Below are 16,236 nucleotides of genomic sequence, written 5' to 3'. Positions count from 1 at the left end.
CGGGATCGTCGGCGACATCAGGAGATGGAAACTATGACGCGAGACAAAATTCCGATCGACGAAACGCATGTGTCGAACGTGGAGGCGCAGCTTGCACGTCTGCACGCCGCCGGACCGGCACCACGTAAAACATGGACGCGACAAGCCCTGGTTGAGCGGATGGATGCGAAGGTGACGGCCCTGCGGGCAGCAGGCTTCAGTCTCGACGAGATTGCCGACGCCCTGTCGTACAACGGCGTCACGTTTTCAGCCGAGATGCTGTCGAGCTACCTGTCGCGGCTCAGGCATGGCACCGCCAGCAACGGCGTCGCTTCGAGAACGCAAGCTAAGAAGGCGTCGAGGAAACCGTCCGTTACGTCGGCACCCACGACGAACCGCACGACATTACCGCCACAGGATACGACAGGGGATGCCGATCACGGTCGCAACGATGTAATCCGCCTCGTCGCACCTGACCCGCCGACGACCATCGCTCAGGTGAGCCACAATCCGGAACATCCGGAAACTAACGATCAGGACCCGGCGCCGCTGAAGACTGTGGGCCTGGGGACGACGAAGCCCAGGAATGCCTGGCTGAACACCATAGCTGATCGTCGCGCTCCGGGCTGAGCCAAAGACGACGCCAACATCGCCTAACCGATTAAGCCGCTTCAAGGCAGCGCGTCACTCCGCGCGTGCCCCCTCTGCTCACGCCTGCATCACAAGGAACACGACGATGACACAACAGCCCGACAACGGCCCACCTCCGCTCTACACACCACAGAAGATCGAAGAATTGCGCGTGAGACTACTCGGCTCGACGGTCAAGCGCGCCCTGATCATCGTTCTCGGCGGCAAGGGTGGCGTCGGCAAAACGAACAGCGCCATGCAGATTGCGGATTTCCTGGCTTCGCTCGGGCAAGTCCTGGTGATCGATGCGGATCTGGCAAACGGGCACTTCCACAGAGCCTTCACGCAAGACGGTCCGGGCGGTAAGCGCGAACCGAGCCGGGCTGGGATCCGGCCGATCCAACACCGCGTGCGTGCGGAGGATCATGCCGGCCGCATCGATCCCACAGCGTGCCAAGACATGATGGCCGCGATCGGCGAGGCGCCGGAGCCCTTCGTAGTTATCGACTTTCCGGCGGGCGACACCGATACGACGCAACGCTGCGCCGAGATCATCGTCGGGGAATGCCACGAGAACGACATCCGGCTCATTGTGGTCGTCATCGTCGGCCCGGTCGACCCGACGCCGCTCAAAGTCCTGCCCAGCCTTTTGCCGCTGCTGCGCGAATGCGATCGCCCGATCCTAGCGAAGAACACGCACACCGGCGTCAACTTCGAGTACCTTGAAGGATCGGAGATTTTTCAGGTGCTGCAGGCGTTGCCAAGCATCCACATCACGGAGATTGAACCTATCGGCGAACGGATCACCGAGGCGCTCCGCGTTCACAACGTGCCCTGGGACGTCCTCGCCACCGCGACGCCGATGCGCATCCGCGTCGAGGCACGTCGTCTTCGCCGCAAATTCCACGAGATGTGGCTGGAGGCGATCGCGCATGACGCCGTTTGAGAAGTTCATGCTTCAAGCCCAGGGGCGGGACCCTGATCTGGAAGAAAAGCTCCAAGCGGAGAAATTCCGCAATCTCGATCGATATTACCATATCGTCTTCGGCCGAGGCCTTCGGCCGAACGAACGCCGGCTGGTTGAGAGCATCGCTGCGGGGCTCAACACCACCGTGGACGACGAGTACGTCATGCAAATCTTCGTGGCAGGGCGCGGCTTGGTGGCGAGCCACAAACTCGCCGAGGAGGTCTCTGCGGCAAAAGAGGTCCTCGTCCAAGCTAACGACCAGCAGGCGAAGCTCTATGCCAAGCAATCAGCTCGGGACTCTTATCTGATCTGGGCGTGCGTTGTTCTCGTGTTTGCGTGCCTCGCATCGAACGCCTGGACCGCGCATAATTTGCGGCTTGTCTCTGACCGGGTGGACGTTATCGGCAGCGCGACCAAGCGCTGAGCGCGCAAGGCGACGCGATTGATTGCAAGGGAGAGGTGCCAAGTTCCAACGGGCGCCTCTCCTTCGACGCCGATCATCCCTCCTGAAGCAGGTGCGAAATGGGCGACCAAGTCCGGCGAGCCTTGCGGTCAGCGTCGTGATGCACGAGCGGCGACGACCTCACGCGAAGCCCGTTCCGATCGGAAGCCCGTCATGCGGGACGGGTCTTGGGCATCGGGCAAACACCTCACGCGAAAGCGGTCTCGGTATCCACCAAACCGGGGCAATCCCAATCCCAATCCCAGGTGAACCGGACGCGCCCGAACAGGCTAAATCGCACGCCGCCGCGCATCAGGATCATGATGGTCCCGGCGAAATCCGGCAGATCGACCCAGGCATGACTGCCAACAGGCGCGAGCGGATCGACGATCTGGGTGGCAACGGCCAGTCCGCCGCCATCAACAGGCCACCTCCGGCACGCCCGCTGCGGTGAGTAATGCATAAAGGTCGGCCACGCGCGTCCGCTGGCCACGTTCGCGACAGAAGGTGAAGATCGCGCGCTGCTTGGCGCGTGAGAGCGCCACGAAGAATGTGGCGACGCCTTCGGGGTTACCGGCGCTATGGCTCCACCACATAGCGTCGTCGAGACCGACGAAGATAATCGTGTCGTATTCCAGTCCCTTGCTCTTATGCACGGTCATCAGCGGCACCTGATCGACGCCGGCGAAGCGATCAAGACATGTCGGCCAGTCGGCAGCGCCATCAGTGCTGGCAATGAGGTGCAATCGAAACGCCTCGATCGCGATAGCGAGCGCGTCCCCGGTGGTGTACTCGGGAAAAGATTGGGCAAGCGCCCGGGTGTCGACAAAGGCCAGCACTTGGTCGGCAAGCGCGCCCGCCGAGGCGGCCGATGGCGGCGACGCCGTCATGGTTGTGCGCAGCGACCGCAGAAAGGAAGACAGCGCTTCCTCCGCACGGAGACAACTCAGCTCGTCGTCCGGATCGGCGTCGCGCAGACGCAGCACAGCATCCGAAGCAATTTGCCAAGCGGCTGGCGCGCGTCTGACGGCGCCAAGGCGCAGCAGGGCCAGCGCGATCTCGGCGTAGGCATCAACCAGCAGATCCTGGAGCGTTGTTCGGCCGAGAGCGCGGCTCTCATTGCGAATCCGAAGATCGGCAGCGGCCAAGGCCGGTGCGAGTTGCTCCTCGAATCGATCCGCCGTCTGCCGCACGAGGATCGCATAGCTGCGGGGTCGCGTTCCGCGAGCGCCCATGTCTTGAGCCAGCCATCGCGCCAAATGCTGGGCTTCACCGGCAGACGTCGGGCAGGTCCAGACCTGAGCGACATCGCCGTCAACTTGGCGAACCGATTGCGCTACCGTTTCGATCGCACCAATGTCGAGCGCTTGCGCAACAACGTGCTGAATACGGACAAGGTCGGGAGTGGATCGGAAGTTGAAAAGGAGTGGCACGCGATCGGCAATGAATTCTCGTTCGAAACGCTCGAAAGCATCCGTGCGCGCGCCGGCCCAAATCATGATGCGCTGCTTGTTGTCGCCAACGGCGGTTACCGTGATGCGCGGATCACCGAAAGCGGAGAGCAGGAAGTCATACTGCGCGTGAGTTGTGTCCTGAAATTCGTCTACGAAGACGAAGGGATAGGTTGCGTGTAAGGCACGTCCAATCTGAAGTCGAGCGCGTAGCAAGAGCTCAGCCAGGCGATTGAGCATGGTGAATGTGAGGAAGGAGCGCCCGGGGCGCCTCAGGAGCTCGCCCCACCAGCGTTCAACTGCGAACTCTGTTGCTGTAGCCGGCGCTAAAGCCTGGAACGGCAGGCGAAAGCCGCCGATGATCTTGGACTCGAAGTCGGCCGGACGGAACGCGGCGATCTCCACCTGCCAAGGTTGCGGGGCCGCTAAGCGCGTGCGGATCAAAAAGTCTTCGATATCGCGACGCTTGGGAAAGCCAATCTCGTAGGGTGTTGTTGGCCGCCAACTCGCCGGAAGTGCGGGCAAGAAGCGATCGACGAGGCTCTTGGTGAAAGCGTCGAACGTCAGCGACGTGAAGCGGTCAGCCTGCCCACGCTCGCAGCGCTCACGCACGCGGGCCGCAAGGTTCTCTGCGGCGTCGGTCTTGAAGGAGATGGCCAGCACACGATGAGGCGCAGAGCACGCCCCAGTCTCGAGCAGGTAGGCGGCGCGCTGGGCCAGGAACTCGGTCTTGCCGGCCCCTGGTCCAGCGACCACGCAGGTATTTCCCTGCCGGCGCAGCACGTGCCAAGCGTTGGGTTCCAAATCGGCGATGCCACGTGGCCGCCAAGCGTCGGGTGCGACGAGCGGCATGGATCAGCGCGCCCCTTCCAGCGGTACGATGGCAATCGCGGTGATCACATGATCGAGGAGTGCCCTGAGTTCTTCTGGAATCCCGCCCTTCAGGGCCTCCGCATCGAGCCGTGCCAGCACACGCACATGCGTGCTTGGCTTCCCGCGGCCTAGGAAGAGATAGCGATACCAAAGGAATGCCGTGTCGAAGGTCGCATCGTAGAGTTCGGGCTTCCCCTCATCGCCGAGCACCGCGGTGCGAGCATCACCAGGGCGAGGCCCACGCATTCCAGGCTCCAGTCGCTGGTAGGAGGCCATGAACGCCGTAAGCATAGAATAGTCGAGATCGAGAGGCGTGGAGAAGAAGACGCCGAACCTGCGTAGGGCAGTTATCCATGCCCGCAAACCATCGGTGTCGTGCGGATCGCCAGCGCCAAGCGCCGTCAGGCGCGCTTCGATTTCGGCCGGGTCAAGCTCGGCGCCGAATATCTCCATCGACGACCGTCCAACGGCCACCAGTTGCTCGCATGTCGTCTTGATTCGACCCCAATCCCCACCATCGCGGCCCCAATCGAGGTCCAGCAACGTCGCGTAGGGAATGGCAAGATCGCTGAGGAGACGCCAGAGATGGTTTACGTGACGGCCGCCGAGCGGCACCATCGCCACGAAGGATCGATCGATCGGAAGATCGAGCGCCTCCGCCAAGCGAGGCAACACCACTTCTTCGGTGGCGCCTTCACCAAGAATGACGAACCGCGCGAAGTAGAGTTCAGGATAGGTTCGGACCGCCTCACGGACGAACTTTGCGGCATCCTCGTCATCCGTAGGTAGGCGAATACCCTTCACCCGAGCCGTGCGGTCGGCTGCTTCGAGGCGGAAGTGCCGGACCTGCTGAGGGTCCACACGCGCGAAGATGCTGGCGGAGTGGCTCGAGACAAAGGCCTGCGCTCGCCCGCCTGCGGTCAACTCCTCGATCTGACGCACGATCCGTGAAAGGTAGAAGGGCGCGAGGTTGTTCTCGGGCTCTTCGATCGCGATGAGTGTCAGGGCCGGAAGCGGAACGCCGCCAGCCTGAAACGCGGCCCCGGCGGAGCCGTCGGCAATCCGGCCCTCTACGTCGAGGGCTGCGGCGGTCATGGCCAAGTGGAACAGCGAGCGCTGACCGTCGCTCAGATCTTCGAGGCTGCGATCGCGCCCTTCCTCATCGGGATGGAACACCACCTCGACCTTGCGGATGAACTCTTGGAAGCGGAGATCGACCGGTCGAAAGACCGGCTTGGTGTCGGTGCCGGCGCTATGCACCTGCTGCCAGCGGCGCTCGACGGCCTTCGCAACGAGATCGACGGCCGCCTCGCCGCCGAAGGCGCCGTTCAGGCGTCCGCCGGCGTCGAGGAACACCTCCTTCATTGCTTGCGACCAGGTGATGGCACGCCAGAGTCTGCCGCGCAGAAACGCGGTCACTTGCGAGGTGCCGTCGCGGCTGGCAGGCACATAGATCAACTGGATGCGCGCGCGGTCGGTCGGCCGCAGGTCCGATCGATCACTATCCTCGAAGGCGCCAAGTGCGCGTATCGCTTGGTACTTCTGCTCAATCACCCCCTCGAGCGAGCCGTCGTCCGTCCAGCGACCTTCAAGCCGCAGTCGACATTTCAGCTGACCATCTTGCTCACAGGCCATTTGGTGGAAGAACTCGGGAACGGACTCGTGGCCATCAGCGCCGTCCAGCTCAGGAAAGGACAAGATCGCCTCGATGACGAACTCACGCTCGGCGGGCGCCCCCGCCTCGGCGCTTGGAACGTGAAAATCCTGGCGGCGGACACGTCGGTGGTCCTGCGTCACGCCGAAGAGCCGCAGCAGCGCCTGCATCACCGCTGTTTTGCCGGAGCCATTCACGCCGACGAAGGCAGTCAGGCCCGGTATCATGTCGATTATCGTGGTCTGAGGACCGAAGCACCGGAAGCCTGTCAATAGAAGTCGCTCAAGATGCATTAGATATCCAAAATGTATGAGGGGGACGAACTTCCCAGTCGACGTGGGACATCTCGCTTAAAGAGTGGCGAACACCGGCGGCCGACCTGCTATGAGGAGGTTTTCGGACCAAGAGCCCGGCGCACCTCATGGTTCGCCGACGGCTGCCGCGGCCGGTCCGGGGGGGGGGGATGGAACAGGGAGCCGAAAATCCTGGGCAGACGCTTGTGGGCGACTTCGATGCGGCTGACGAGCTGTTGTTCTTGGCCGCCGCTGGCGATCTGGCCGGTCTTGGTCCGTTGCGTGTCCAGCGCTCTGGGCTGATCGGGCCATTGATCGAGCTGGTACGCGGACGACAACGTTACCGGAGCGCCTTCGCCACTGTAACGCTCGAAGCCCCGTTCGTCGTCTCCATCGAGGCGGCGCTTGAACGTGACGCGGTCAGTGGAACCGACAGGGACGCACGCGCCGGCGTCTTTCCGCTGAGAAGACTGGGCTCGGACGGCGAACGGTCCGACCTCTGGGAGCTTTGGGCAAGCCGCGCCGACCAGGCGGCGCTCGCTGCCGGCTTGCCGCGCCGGGTCGCGGCCGAGATCATCGGGGCGTTGGGCGAACTGCAGGACAACGTCTTCCGCCACAGCGAAGCGTCGACGACTGGGCTCGTCGCCTTCGCCGCGCGACGAAGCGCGTTTGAGCTTGTCGTAAGCGACTGCGGCATCGGCGTGCTCGCTAGCCTTCGCTCCCATCCCGACTATCAGCGCATCGAGGATGCCGGCGCAGCTTTGTCGGTCGCGGTGGCCAATGGAGAGTCTCGTTTCGGCCGCGAAAGCGGCTGCGGCTTCGGCATGGGACAGATGTTCCGCGCGCTGGCCAATCACGACGGCGACCTACGCTTTCGCAGCGACGACCACGCGCTGGAGGTCCGCGGGCACAGCCCGAGCCTGCAGGGTCGCGTCCAACTGCGTCAGAAAGCTGCCTTGCCCGGTTTCACGGTCAGCGTGCTGTGCCGGCCGGCGAGCGTGCCGGGCCGAACGCTCTGATTGCGTCGGCGGCGCGAAATCGGTCAGCAGCAGCGCAGCGCGCTTGGTGGCGATGTTGTGGGCGAGCAACTCGTCGATTGGGGCGCCTATTGGAGTCGAGATCCTCGGCCAGCGCAGGCGGCCCCCTTCGGTCAACTCAGCCCGACGGCGCTTGAGAGTGCGCGCGAAGGCGTCGGTTTCGATCAGGACGACATGCGCGAAATGCTGTCTGAGGCGCTGGAGAGCCTGCGCGCCCCCGCGAACCACAAGGGTCAGCGGGCGACCCGCGGCGTCGGTCAGGCGGCAAAGGCGATCGACATGCCAATCGATGCGATTCGGCGCGCCGGCACCCGTCCCGAACTCGAAGGCGACGATTTCGACCTCCGGGCGCTCACGGACGAAACGTATCCAACGCGCATAGTCGCGGTCGGTACGGGCGTTGAGATGCAGCGCTGAGGGAATGCCGGCAGCCATCAACTCCGCCCAGCCGAGCGCGATCCGCTTCATGCTGTGCAAATTGTCGGGGCGCGGCACGTTGAGGAAAAGGCTGAAGTTGGGGACTGTAACCAGCGCGATCTCTAGGTCACGGAGCGTCGCGTGGATCAAGTCTCGATCGGCGAATGCCCACCAGGCTTCGAGCTTTATATCGCGGTCGACGCCAGAGGCGATCACGACCGCCCTCTCGGGAATGCGGAAGCGCGCAGCAAGTTCTGCACGGGTGCGCACCAACGGCTGGCCGGAGCCCATGTGGAACAGCTCATAGAGCGGAACCGCAACCACGGGCTCGTTCAACACGGCCTGACGGCTATATTTGTGGCCGATCAAGGGTACGACCGGCGGCAAACGCGGTGATGGAAGGGCAACGACCTGCGGCGTTGTCTTCAAATCGAAGCCGCCGATCTCAAGATAGCGCTCGAAGAAGGTATCGGGCTTGTTGCGGCAGACCATGTCGCACACAGTGGGATCGGCGCATGAGCAGAAGTCGTTGCAGTCGAACACGCCGGCGTCCGTGTGGAGACCCCCGCAAGTCTCGAGGTCGGGACAACCGTTGCAGCCGAGCGAAGGCGCATAGACCGCGGCGTTGTCGCGAAGCCGATACGAAGGTTCGAAGCGACGCGTGGGTTCCTGCGGGGCGCGGCGGGTCACTTGAGCTTGATCTCCGCCGTAGCACCAAGGATGCCGATGCGCTCTACCACCGCCGGCGCCATTCCTTGGTGCGCCTCGATCGCGGCTCGAACGCTCGCCGGAGGGTTGGCTATGCTGGCCACTTGGCGCAGCCCATCAAGGACGATGAGATCAGGGCCTCTCGACTGTATCAGAACCGTCGCGCCCTGGCGCGCCGCTCCCTTTGCGGCCAGCTTAGCGGTGAAGGTTCGAACCTCCTCCGACAGGCTGACATCCATTAAGGTTGGCGACTTAGTGCGATCGAGGCCTTTCGCCCACCGCTTGGTGTAGGGCTTGCCGCTAGCGTTACGGATGAACTCTATACCCATCAGGCGATCTCCAAAACGGGGGCAAAGGTCTTGGTCTTTCCTGACCGCCGCTCGATCAGCAGACCGCGCGTTGCGAGACTGGACAGGCGGTTGTTCCAAGCCGTCGGCGCTATCCCCTCTTTGCTTTGTGCTGCGAGTCCTGGCGCGCTCGCGCTCTTGAGACGTGCGACGAGATTAAAGGTGGACTGGTGAGCCTCATCGAGTTCGCCGAGAATTTTGGGATCAAGTGGTTCGCCAGAAGACGCCAGTTCGCAGGCCCACAGTGCGTCCCGCCGATGTCGCAGGAAAAACTCCAACTCCTCAGTCACAGCCGGAGACGCGTTGGCGATCACTGGGTAGAGCGCTGGCAGAGTTGATCGGGCGTGATCGCGAAAGGCGATGACGCCCTCGCGCAGGAAAGATGCGGTGGCGACCTCTACCCCATTGAAGTCAAGGTATACGGGCTCCGGATCCGCCGGCGGTTGCGCGGCGGCGACCAGCTTTCCCAAGAGCTGGCGGCCAGCCTGAACTCCGCTGAGAACCTTCTGACCGCCTGCCAAGTCGATGATCGACAATTTCACTCTTTAAACCTCACTGAGTTCAGTGAAGATGGCGAGGCCGCTGATCATTGTCAAGCGGCGCCTTCGCTACGCCACAGCCCTTAAGACAAGGCGCTGCGATCGTAGGGTGTCAGAAGCGTCCTCGGTTCAGACCGGATGGACAACCTCCTGAAAGCTCACACTTAGGCGCGATCCGCCTCTCGCACTCGATGGCCATGCGACCGAGGTAACGACGTGCGAGCGGGACTCGGCATCAGCGCCATGCAGGCCCCGATCGGCCTCGCCGATCCCGATCTTGTTCCGGTGCTCCCGATCTCCTGATCCACCCGCTCGACACCTGGATCGTGACGCATGAAGATCTGCGCCGTACGCCGCGAATCGCAGTCGTGTTCGAGCAACCAAGCTGTCACAGTGACCTTGACCCAGCAAAGTGGTCCGCGCTGAGCGCAAGTTTTTCGGGCATCCTGAACCCTGAAGGAGGGAGGATGCCATGCCTCGCAAACGCTTCACGAACGAACAGATCGCCTTTGCCCTGCGGCAGGCGGAGAATGGTGCGACGGTGGACGAGGTCTGCCGGAAGATGGGTGTATCCGAGCCGACGTTTTACCGTTGGAAGAAGCAGTTCGTCGGCATGGGCGTGCCTGAGATTCGGCGGTTGAAGCAGCTGGAGGACGAGAATGGTAAACTCAAGCGGTTGGTTGCAGACCTGACGCTGGACCGCTCGATGCTGCAGGACGTGCTCAAGCGAAAGTGGTGAGGCCCGCCGTTCGCCGTGAGATCGCCGGTCACCTGCAGGTGGCCTACGACATCAGCGAGCGTCGGGCCTGTCTGGCCACCAGCTTCGGCCGTTCGTCCCAGCGCTATACCAAGCGCTCTGATCCGCAGGTCGCGCTGCGGATGCGACTGAAGGAGCTGGCTGCCGCACGGGTCCGCTACGGCTACCGGCGGCTGCACATCCTGTTGCGACGGGAGGGCTGGAAGGTGAACCACAAGCGCACTTACCGGATCTACCGCGACGAGGGACTGTCGATCAGGTCCAAGCTGCCCAAGCGCAAGCGGGCCTGGCGATATCGCCAAGGACAGCCAGCGATTGGTGGGCCCAACGAGGTCTGGGCGATGGACTCCGTATCCGACCGCATCTTCGACGGGCGTCCGTTCCGGATCCTGACGGTCGTCGATTGCCACACGCGAGAGGCGCTCTCACTCACGCCGAGAGCCAACTTCCGCGCCTTCCAAGTGACCGAGGCTCTCGATGCCTTGGTCCGGCTGAGGGGGCGGCCCAAGAGCCTGCGGGTCGACAATGGGCCGGAGTTCGCCGGCCGCATGCTCGACCAGTGGGTTTACCTGAACGGGGTCGAGATCGACTTCTCCCGACCGGGCAAGCCGACCGACAACGCTTACATCGAGTCGTTCAACGGCTGTCTGCGAGCGGAATGCCTGAACGCCTCGTGGTTCCTGTTGCTGGCCGATGCCCGTGAGCGCATCGAGGACTGGAGGTGCCACTACAACGACGATCGACCCCATATGGCTCTGGGCGGCTTGACGCCCCGAGCCTTCGCCAACCAAGCTGTCACAGCCCAAGACCTTGCATAGGCCGTGGACCACAAACGGGGTCAACTCCAATTGGCTCAGAGCCATACCCCCGGGAGGACCACTTTTCAGGGGGCAGACCAGATCGAGGACGAGATCTAAATATGGCCAAGGCACTCCGCGCAGCCATCCCCGCCATGGGAACCTGCCGATGAGCACGCTCGCCCAGGCGACCAGCCCGAGCGTGCCCGCGCCCGTGATGCAGCGCTACGAGGCCGATCTGCTAGGAAACATCCAGCAGGCGCTCGCGGGCCTTCAAGGCTTCGACATCATGGCGCTGGAGCTCGTCCAGAACGCCGACGACGCGGGCGCGACAGCGATGCGCTTCGACGTCCGCGAGGACGGCCTGCACGTCTGGAACAGCGAGCATTTTTCGAGCTGCGGCTTGACCGAGACGACTTGCCCCCACCTCGCCACGGGCAACGCAGAGGGGATCACACGACCGTGCAACTTCCACGCGATCTCGCGCATGGGGAGCCGTAGCAAGATCAATGTGGGCCACCAGATTGGCCGCTTCGGCATCGGTTTCGTCTCAGTCTATCAGGTCACCGATTCGCCGGTCATCAGGTCACGCGACCTCCAGATGCGCCTCGACCCGTTGAACTCCGAGAGCCCGACCCACCGGATTCCCGAGGTCGACGGCACCGAGTTCGAGCTGGCATGGGCCTCCAGCCAGTCGGCAACGCGCAATGCTCTCAATGCCTCGCCGACCCCCGAAGACGTGTGCGAGCGGGTCGCCGCCCAGATCCGCGACATCATGGACCGCGGGCTGTTCTTCCTGCGAAGGCTCAAGCGCATCGAACTGCTCGTCGACGGGACCCTGGTCCACGCGGTGTCCATCGGACGCGACGGCGACGTGCTCAAGCTGACCAAGGAGCCGGACGGTAGTGAGGAGAGCTGGCTCGTTCTGAAGACGGACGCCGCGGTCCGCGCGGAGGAGCTGGACCTCAGGTCCCGCTTCCCCATGCTCGTGGAACTCAACCGCTCGGCGGCAGTGACCGTGGCCATCCCGCTCGACGACCGGCCGTGCGAGGGCCTGCTCTACGCGTATCTGCCCACCGAACAGTCCTCGCGCCTGCCCATGCACGTCAACGCGGACTTCTTCCCGCATCCAAACCGCCGCGCAATCGTGCTGACAGGGGAGCAGCACGACCGATACTGGAACGAGCTGCTATTAGAGGCTGCGGCGACCGCCATCGCCGAAAACTTCGTGATGCTAAGCGGCCAGATTGGCGCGAGGCGGCTGTGGGAGATCGGCAGCTCGGCACTGGCGCTGAAGGGCGAAGGCGCGTTCGCCATCTTCTGGAACCGCTTCGCGGCGGCCGCCCAGGGCTACGACTGCTCTTGGTCCGTCGAGGACGAGTGGTGCCCCATCGCGAGCAGCCACCTTCCGCCGGAGCCGATGCCGGCCGAACAGCAGGCGGAGTTCGCGGCCATCGGCCTCGACATACTCCATCCTGACCTACGGCCGCACTGGACCGCACTCTATACCCTGGGAGCCAAGCCGCTGCGCCTCAACGCGACGATCGACGCGCTGGCGCAAGCCTACGGCGCCGCGGATCCGGCGCCTCCGCCGCCCACGCCGACGCTGCTGGGCGCGATCGATAGTATCGTCGAAGCAGGAATCAAAACGCCGGGCGCCGAGTCCGCCCTGGCACGGCTGCGTGCGGTTAGGTTCGCGCCAGGGCAGGACGGACGACTGCACAGCCTTGCGGAGCTGCGAATTCCGCCCGCCGGCGCGACGGCGGAGCAGGTCAACGCCATCGTCCCCGAGGTCGTGTTCGCGCACGCTGCCCTCGCCGGACGGGCATCGCTCCTTCCGCTGATCCCGCGATACGGATTCGCCGAGTTCGCAGACCACTTGGCGGAGCGGATCGAGACCGAGGCAGACGCCATGGATGTCATCGGCGCGTCCGCGCACCGCGTGCGGGCGTTCTACGAACTGCTTGTGGCGACCGCGGGCGGCGATGGCGACGTCGACGGGAGGGCAATCGTCGACACCCCTATTCTGCGGACACGCTCGGGCTTCACCTCGCCCGGCCGGGGCCTACTGCCGGGCGGCTTCGACGATCCGATCGGACACCTAGCCGTGGTCGACGTGGCGGCGATGCCGGCGCCGATGCTCGCCCTCGCTCAGTCGGCGCTCGGCGTGGAGACGCTGTCGTTCTGCGACTACGTGCGCAAGCACTTGGCGGACATCCTCGCCGCCGGACCCACCCAGTTCCAATACCGTAGCCTGATGCGGGAGGTGGCACAGCACTGGCGGGAGCTAGCTGCCGGCGGCGCGCTCGCCACGCTCGGACAGATGCGCTTCGTGCGCAACCGGGCAGGTGGCTACTCGCGCGCGCCGGACGTCTACTTCTTCTCGGCGGCCCTAGAGGCCGCGCTTGATCCGGAGCCTGAGCGCTGGGTGGACGAGAACTGGCTGCCGGCAGACGACTCCCGGGCCCGACTGCGCGATCTGCTCGAATCCGAACTGGGACTGCCGCGGCGCGCCACGGTCGACCACCTCGTCGACCGCATCGAGCTGCTCGCTGGAGGCGAGCCCGACGATGAGTCCGCCAAGAGGCTCAACAGGGTGACGCGCCACCTGGTCGAGCGGCTACCGTCAATGAGCGACGCCGAGCGGTCGGACCTCGAACGCCTGCGCGACCTCGAATGGCTGCCCGCCTCCCTTGACGGCCAGCGGGAAGAGGCGTGGTATGCCCCCAACGAGGTCTACCGCCCATTCCGTGCCGCTGGCTTCGCCTCCCAGGCCTGCGTACCTGACCTCCAGGTCCTCCGCTCGACCCAGGTGCGCGGCCTCACCGACTTCCTCGACTTCCTCGAGATGCCGGACGAGCCGCCGACCTCTGTCGCCGTGGCGCACCTGCGCCATTGCATGGCCAACGACATCCAGCCCTCGGACATTGCCTACCAGATACTCTCGGAGCGGGTGGAGGGCAGCGCGGTGTCGCTGGAGCCGCTGCGCGGTTCGGCCTTCATCTACGTCGCCGCCGAAAATCGATGGCTGACCGCAGATGAGGTGTTCTGGGAAGCGCCGCCGTTCCGCGGGCGCTGGCACGCGGCATCGCAGAACATGCACCTGCGCTCGCCACTCTACCGCCACCTCGGGGTCTCGGACAGGCCCGAGCCCCGGCACTACGCGAGGATGCTGGTGCAACTCGCCGACGAGGGCGACCTCGACGCCGACGATCTCGTCGTCCAGGACCGCTGCCTCGCCGCCATCGCCGAGGCAGTCGAATCCGGCGCACTGACGCAGCAGGCACTCCGCGACGAGGTCGGATCCCACCCGATCCTCGCGAACCTCCACGGAGAGGGCATCCTCCCCGAGGATGCGGTATGGTCGGACGCGGAATGGCTCGCGTCGCCATTCGGCGGCGCCCTCGACGACCAGCTCGTGTCCACCCCGACCTGCCCACGCGGTTCGGCGGCGCGGCTCTTCCGGGCGCTCGGCGTCCCTCGCCTGTCGACCGTAGCCCGCCTCCGCCTCGCCACAGACCCGGACAACCGCGAGTCGAAGGTCGTGACCGAGCGCGTGGCCGAACGCGCCGACCTGCTGCTGTGGCTGGCACCCACCGCAAGCGGACGCGAGCGGCTGCTCCACGCCCTGCTGGACCTCGAGGTGCGCCTCACCGACACGCTGCACGTGCAGGCCGAGTTGCTCACGTCCGATCCGCCGACCCGTTCGGCCGCCGCGCCGGTGACGGCGTTCTACGAGGCCGACGACAACGTACTTCACATGCGAGAGGCCGCCGGCGTACCGCTCGACTGGAGCGCCGCGTTTCGCGACCTGTTCGCCCAACTCGACACCGTGCCGTACGACGCTGATGTGCGGCCCGTCATAATGGCGGCCGTTTACGTCATCGGTGCGGCCTCCGCAGCGGAGGCGGAGCAGTCCCTGCGGACCGCCGACTACAGCCCGCCCCCGCTCCACGAGGGCCGTGAGGGTGAGCGCGGCGAGGCGATCGATGACCTCGAGGCCCTCGGCGAGAACGAGGGGGCGGAGGAGCCAGCCGACATCGTAGACGAGGAACCGGATGCCCGGGACATCCCCGAGGACGCGGTCGCCGCCGACTATGCCGATCACGACGGCGAAGTCCACGTCGAAGACGACGAGGAAGACCCCAACGACGGTGAGGAAGACCGTCGCGACGACGGCGACGCCGACCGGCGCGGCTGGACCGGCGGATCCGGACAGTCAGGAGCCGGTGGCGGCGGGGGCTACGGACGCCATGGCGGCGGCCCAACCAAGTCCGGCAGCCGGACGGGTTCTGGATTAGGATCGAGGACCGGCTCGGGGGCGGGCAGCCCCGGATCGGGGAGGACGGGCACCAGTCGGGTCGGCTCCGGGACTGACAGCCAGCAGGAAGGCCAGACCAGGCGCAGCCGCCTCCTCGCCTACGTGGTGTCCACCAAGAACCCGACGCAAGACAGCGGCGGCGGCAACGACCGCGCGCGCGCCGAAGCGGCGAAGATCGACATCGCCGCCATCGAAGCGGTCCTGAAGTATGAGCGAAACGCAAACCGCATCCCGGTCGAGCAGTCGCACTCGAACCCCGGCTTCGACATCCGCTCCGCGCACGAGGATGGCGCCGGCACCCGCCTCATTGAGGTGAAGGGCTTGGGGTCGGCCTGGAACGAGCGCGGCATCAAGCTCACCGGCGTGCAATACGAGATGGCCCGCGAGCACCCGGAGCAGTTCTGGATCTATGTCGTCGAGAACGCCTGCGACCTCCAGACCCAGAAGGTCCACGCGATCGCGAACCCCTTCTCGAAGGTAGCCGAATACTGGTTTGACCACGGCTGGAGGGGCATGGCCGAGGAGACCGGCGGGGCGAGGCAGCTGAACCTCGTAGCAGGCGTGAAACTCAGGCACCGGGTCTGGGGCTTAGGGACCGTGCTATCGGTCGAGCGCCGCGGGGCCGGCGACTTCGTCCTGATCGAGTTCCCTATAGAAGGCCGGAAGAGCATCCCGTTCAACTCAATGCTCACATTTGTGGAGTGATGTTTCAAGCAACCCCGCTGTGGGCATCCAGAGGCCTGGTACTTCGTCTGCAATGCCGACGAGGACAGGTTTCACCCGTTCGCCTACTAGCATCCGTTCTGGAACGATGGACTAACGAGCGCCGCGCTCTACCAGGTGTGGTTTAGCGTTGAACCATGATCCATCCCACAAATCTGCTTATGCCGTTGTATCATCGAATGAAATGAACTGAAACTCTAGGTCAAGATCGGTGTCGATTGTTGAATCGCTCGAAGATATGAATTATTTAGACTGTTGGATATATGGCAATGGTTGGGTGGATCTGCAATCCAACGGTGAT

Annotated in this window: 11 protein-coding genes; 5 read left to right on the top strand and 6 right to left on the bottom strand. The window is 64.4% G+C overall.

Annotation, left to right across the window (positions count from 1 at the left end; genetic code table 11):
* The first annotated feature begins 33 nt into the window (after positions 1-33).
* The 3 genes from ACYQML_RS04125 to ACYQML_RS04115 all read left to right on the top strand — a co-directional run bounded on the left by ACYQML_RS04125 (position 34) and on the right by ACYQML_RS04115 (position 2,000).
* Positions 34-609, top strand: a complete 576-nt coding sequence (locus ACYQML_RS04125) for a hypothetical protein (RefSeq protein ID WP_461234811.1) — start codon at positions 34-36, stop codon at positions 607-609.
* A gap of 106 nt (positions 610-715) precedes the next feature.
* Positions 716-1,555, top strand: coding sequence for a nucleotide-binding protein (locus ACYQML_RS04120; RefSeq protein WP_461234810.1), 840 nt, complete (start codon positions 716-718; stop codon positions 1,553-1,555).
* Positions 1,542-2,000, top strand: coding sequence for a hypothetical protein (locus ACYQML_RS04115; RefSeq protein ID WP_461234809.1), 459 nt, complete (start codon positions 1,542-1,544; stop codon positions 1,998-2,000). The genes ACYQML_RS04120 and ACYQML_RS04115 overlap by 14 nt, the downstream gene beginning before the upstream one ends.
* 226 nt (positions 2,001-2,226) lie before the next feature.
* On the opposite strand, the gene ACYQML_RS04110 is transcribed toward ACYQML_RS04115, so the two are convergent.
* The 6 genes from ACYQML_RS04110 to ACYQML_RS04085 form a co-directional block, all read right to left on the bottom strand.
* On the bottom strand, positions 2,227-2,481 hold the full coding sequence (locus ACYQML_RS04110) for a hypothetical protein (RefSeq protein WP_461234808.1): 255 nt from the start codon (positions 2,479-2,481) through the stop codon (positions 2,227-2,229).
* Positions 2,438-4,321, bottom strand: a complete 1,884-nt coding sequence (locus ACYQML_RS04105) for a UvrD-helicase domain-containing protein (protein ID WP_461234807.1) — start codon at positions 4,319-4,321, stop codon at positions 2,438-2,440. Before ACYQML_RS04105 ends, ACYQML_RS04110 begins: the two co-directional genes overlap by 44 nt.
* A 3-nt stretch (positions 4,322-4,324) precedes the next feature.
* Entirely contained in the window at positions 4,325-6,289 is a 1,965-nt protein-coding gene (locus ACYQML_RS04100; RefSeq protein ID WP_461234806.1) for an ATP-dependent nuclease, read from the bottom strand.
* Positions 6,290-7,155: 866 nt separating this feature from the next.
* The gene (locus ACYQML_RS04095; RefSeq protein WP_461234805.1) at positions 7,156-8,433 is read right to left on the bottom strand and encodes a hypothetical protein; all 1,278 of its coding nucleotides are present in this window, start codon (positions 8,431-8,433) and stop codon (positions 7,156-7,158) included.
* Positions 8,430-8,780 (bottom strand): hypothetical protein, encoded by a 351-nt coding sequence (locus ACYQML_RS04090; protein WP_461234804.1) that lies wholly within the window; start codon positions 8,778-8,780, stop codon positions 8,430-8,432. Before ACYQML_RS04090 ends, ACYQML_RS04095 begins: the two co-directional genes overlap by 4 nt.
* A complete protein-coding gene (locus tag ACYQML_RS04085; RefSeq protein ID WP_461234803.1) occupies positions 8,780-9,340 on the bottom strand; it encodes a hypothetical protein in 561 nt (186 codons plus the stop codon). Before ACYQML_RS04085 ends, ACYQML_RS04090 begins: the two co-directional genes overlap by 1 nt.
* A gap of 469 nt (positions 9,341-9,809) precedes the next feature.
* Here ACYQML_RS04085 and ACYQML_RS04080 point away from each other — a divergent pair.
* Together ACYQML_RS04080 and ACYQML_RS04075 are read left to right on the top strand one after the other, a co-directional pair.
* A protein-coding gene (locus tag ACYQML_RS04080; protein ID WP_461234802.1) for an IS3 family transposase occupies positions 9,810-10,912 on the top strand; the annotation gives its coding sequence in 2 pieces (ribosomal slippage) (positions 9,810-10,071 and positions 10,071-10,912; 1,104 coding nt in all).
* A 148-nt stretch (positions 10,913-11,060) separates the two neighbouring features.
* Positions 11,061-15,917, top strand: coding sequence for a protein NO VEIN domain-containing protein (locus tag ACYQML_RS04075; protein ID WP_461234801.1), 4,857 nt, complete (start codon positions 11,061-11,063; stop codon positions 15,915-15,917).
* Positions 15,918-16,236: the final 319 nt, after the last annotated feature.

The sequence above is a fragment of the Methylobacterium sp. CM6244 genome, from assembly GCF_054817885.1.
This window is presented reverse-complemented; position numbering and strand designations above follow the sequence as displayed.

What these genes read in the sequence shown, in the direction of transcription:
- ACYQML_RS04125 (WP_461234811.1), top strand. Translation starts at nt 34, where the DNA reads ATGACGCGAGACAAAATTCCGATCGACGAAACGCATGTGTCGAACGTG.
- ACYQML_RS04120 (WP_461234810.1), top strand. Translation starts at nt 716, where the DNA reads ATGACACAACAGCCCGACAACGGCCCACCTCCGCTCTACACACCACAG.
- ACYQML_RS04115 (WP_461234809.1), top strand. Translation starts at nt 1,542, where the DNA reads ATGACGCCGTTTGAGAAGTTCATGCTTCAAGCCCAGGGGCGGGACCCT.
- ACYQML_RS04110 (WP_461234808.1), bottom strand. Translation starts at nt 2,481, where the DNA reads ATGCATTACTCACCGCAGCGGGCGTGCCGGAGGTGGCCTGTTGATGGC.
- ACYQML_RS04105 (WP_461234807.1), bottom strand. Translation starts at nt 4,321, where the DNA reads ATGCCGCTCGTCGCACCCGACGCTTGGCGGCCACGTGGCATCGCCGAT.
- ACYQML_RS04100 (WP_461234806.1), bottom strand. Translation starts at nt 6,289, where the DNA reads ATGCATCTTGAGCGACTTCTATTGACAGGCTTCCGGTGCTTCGGTCCT.
- ACYQML_RS04090 (WP_461234804.1), bottom strand. Translation starts at nt 8,780, where the DNA reads ATGGGTATAGAGTTCATCCGTAACGCTAGCGGCAAGCCCTACACCAAG.
- ACYQML_RS04075 (WP_461234801.1), top strand. Translation starts at nt 11,061, where the DNA reads ATGAGCACGCTCGCCCAGGCGACCAGCCCGAGCGTGCCCGCGCCCGTG.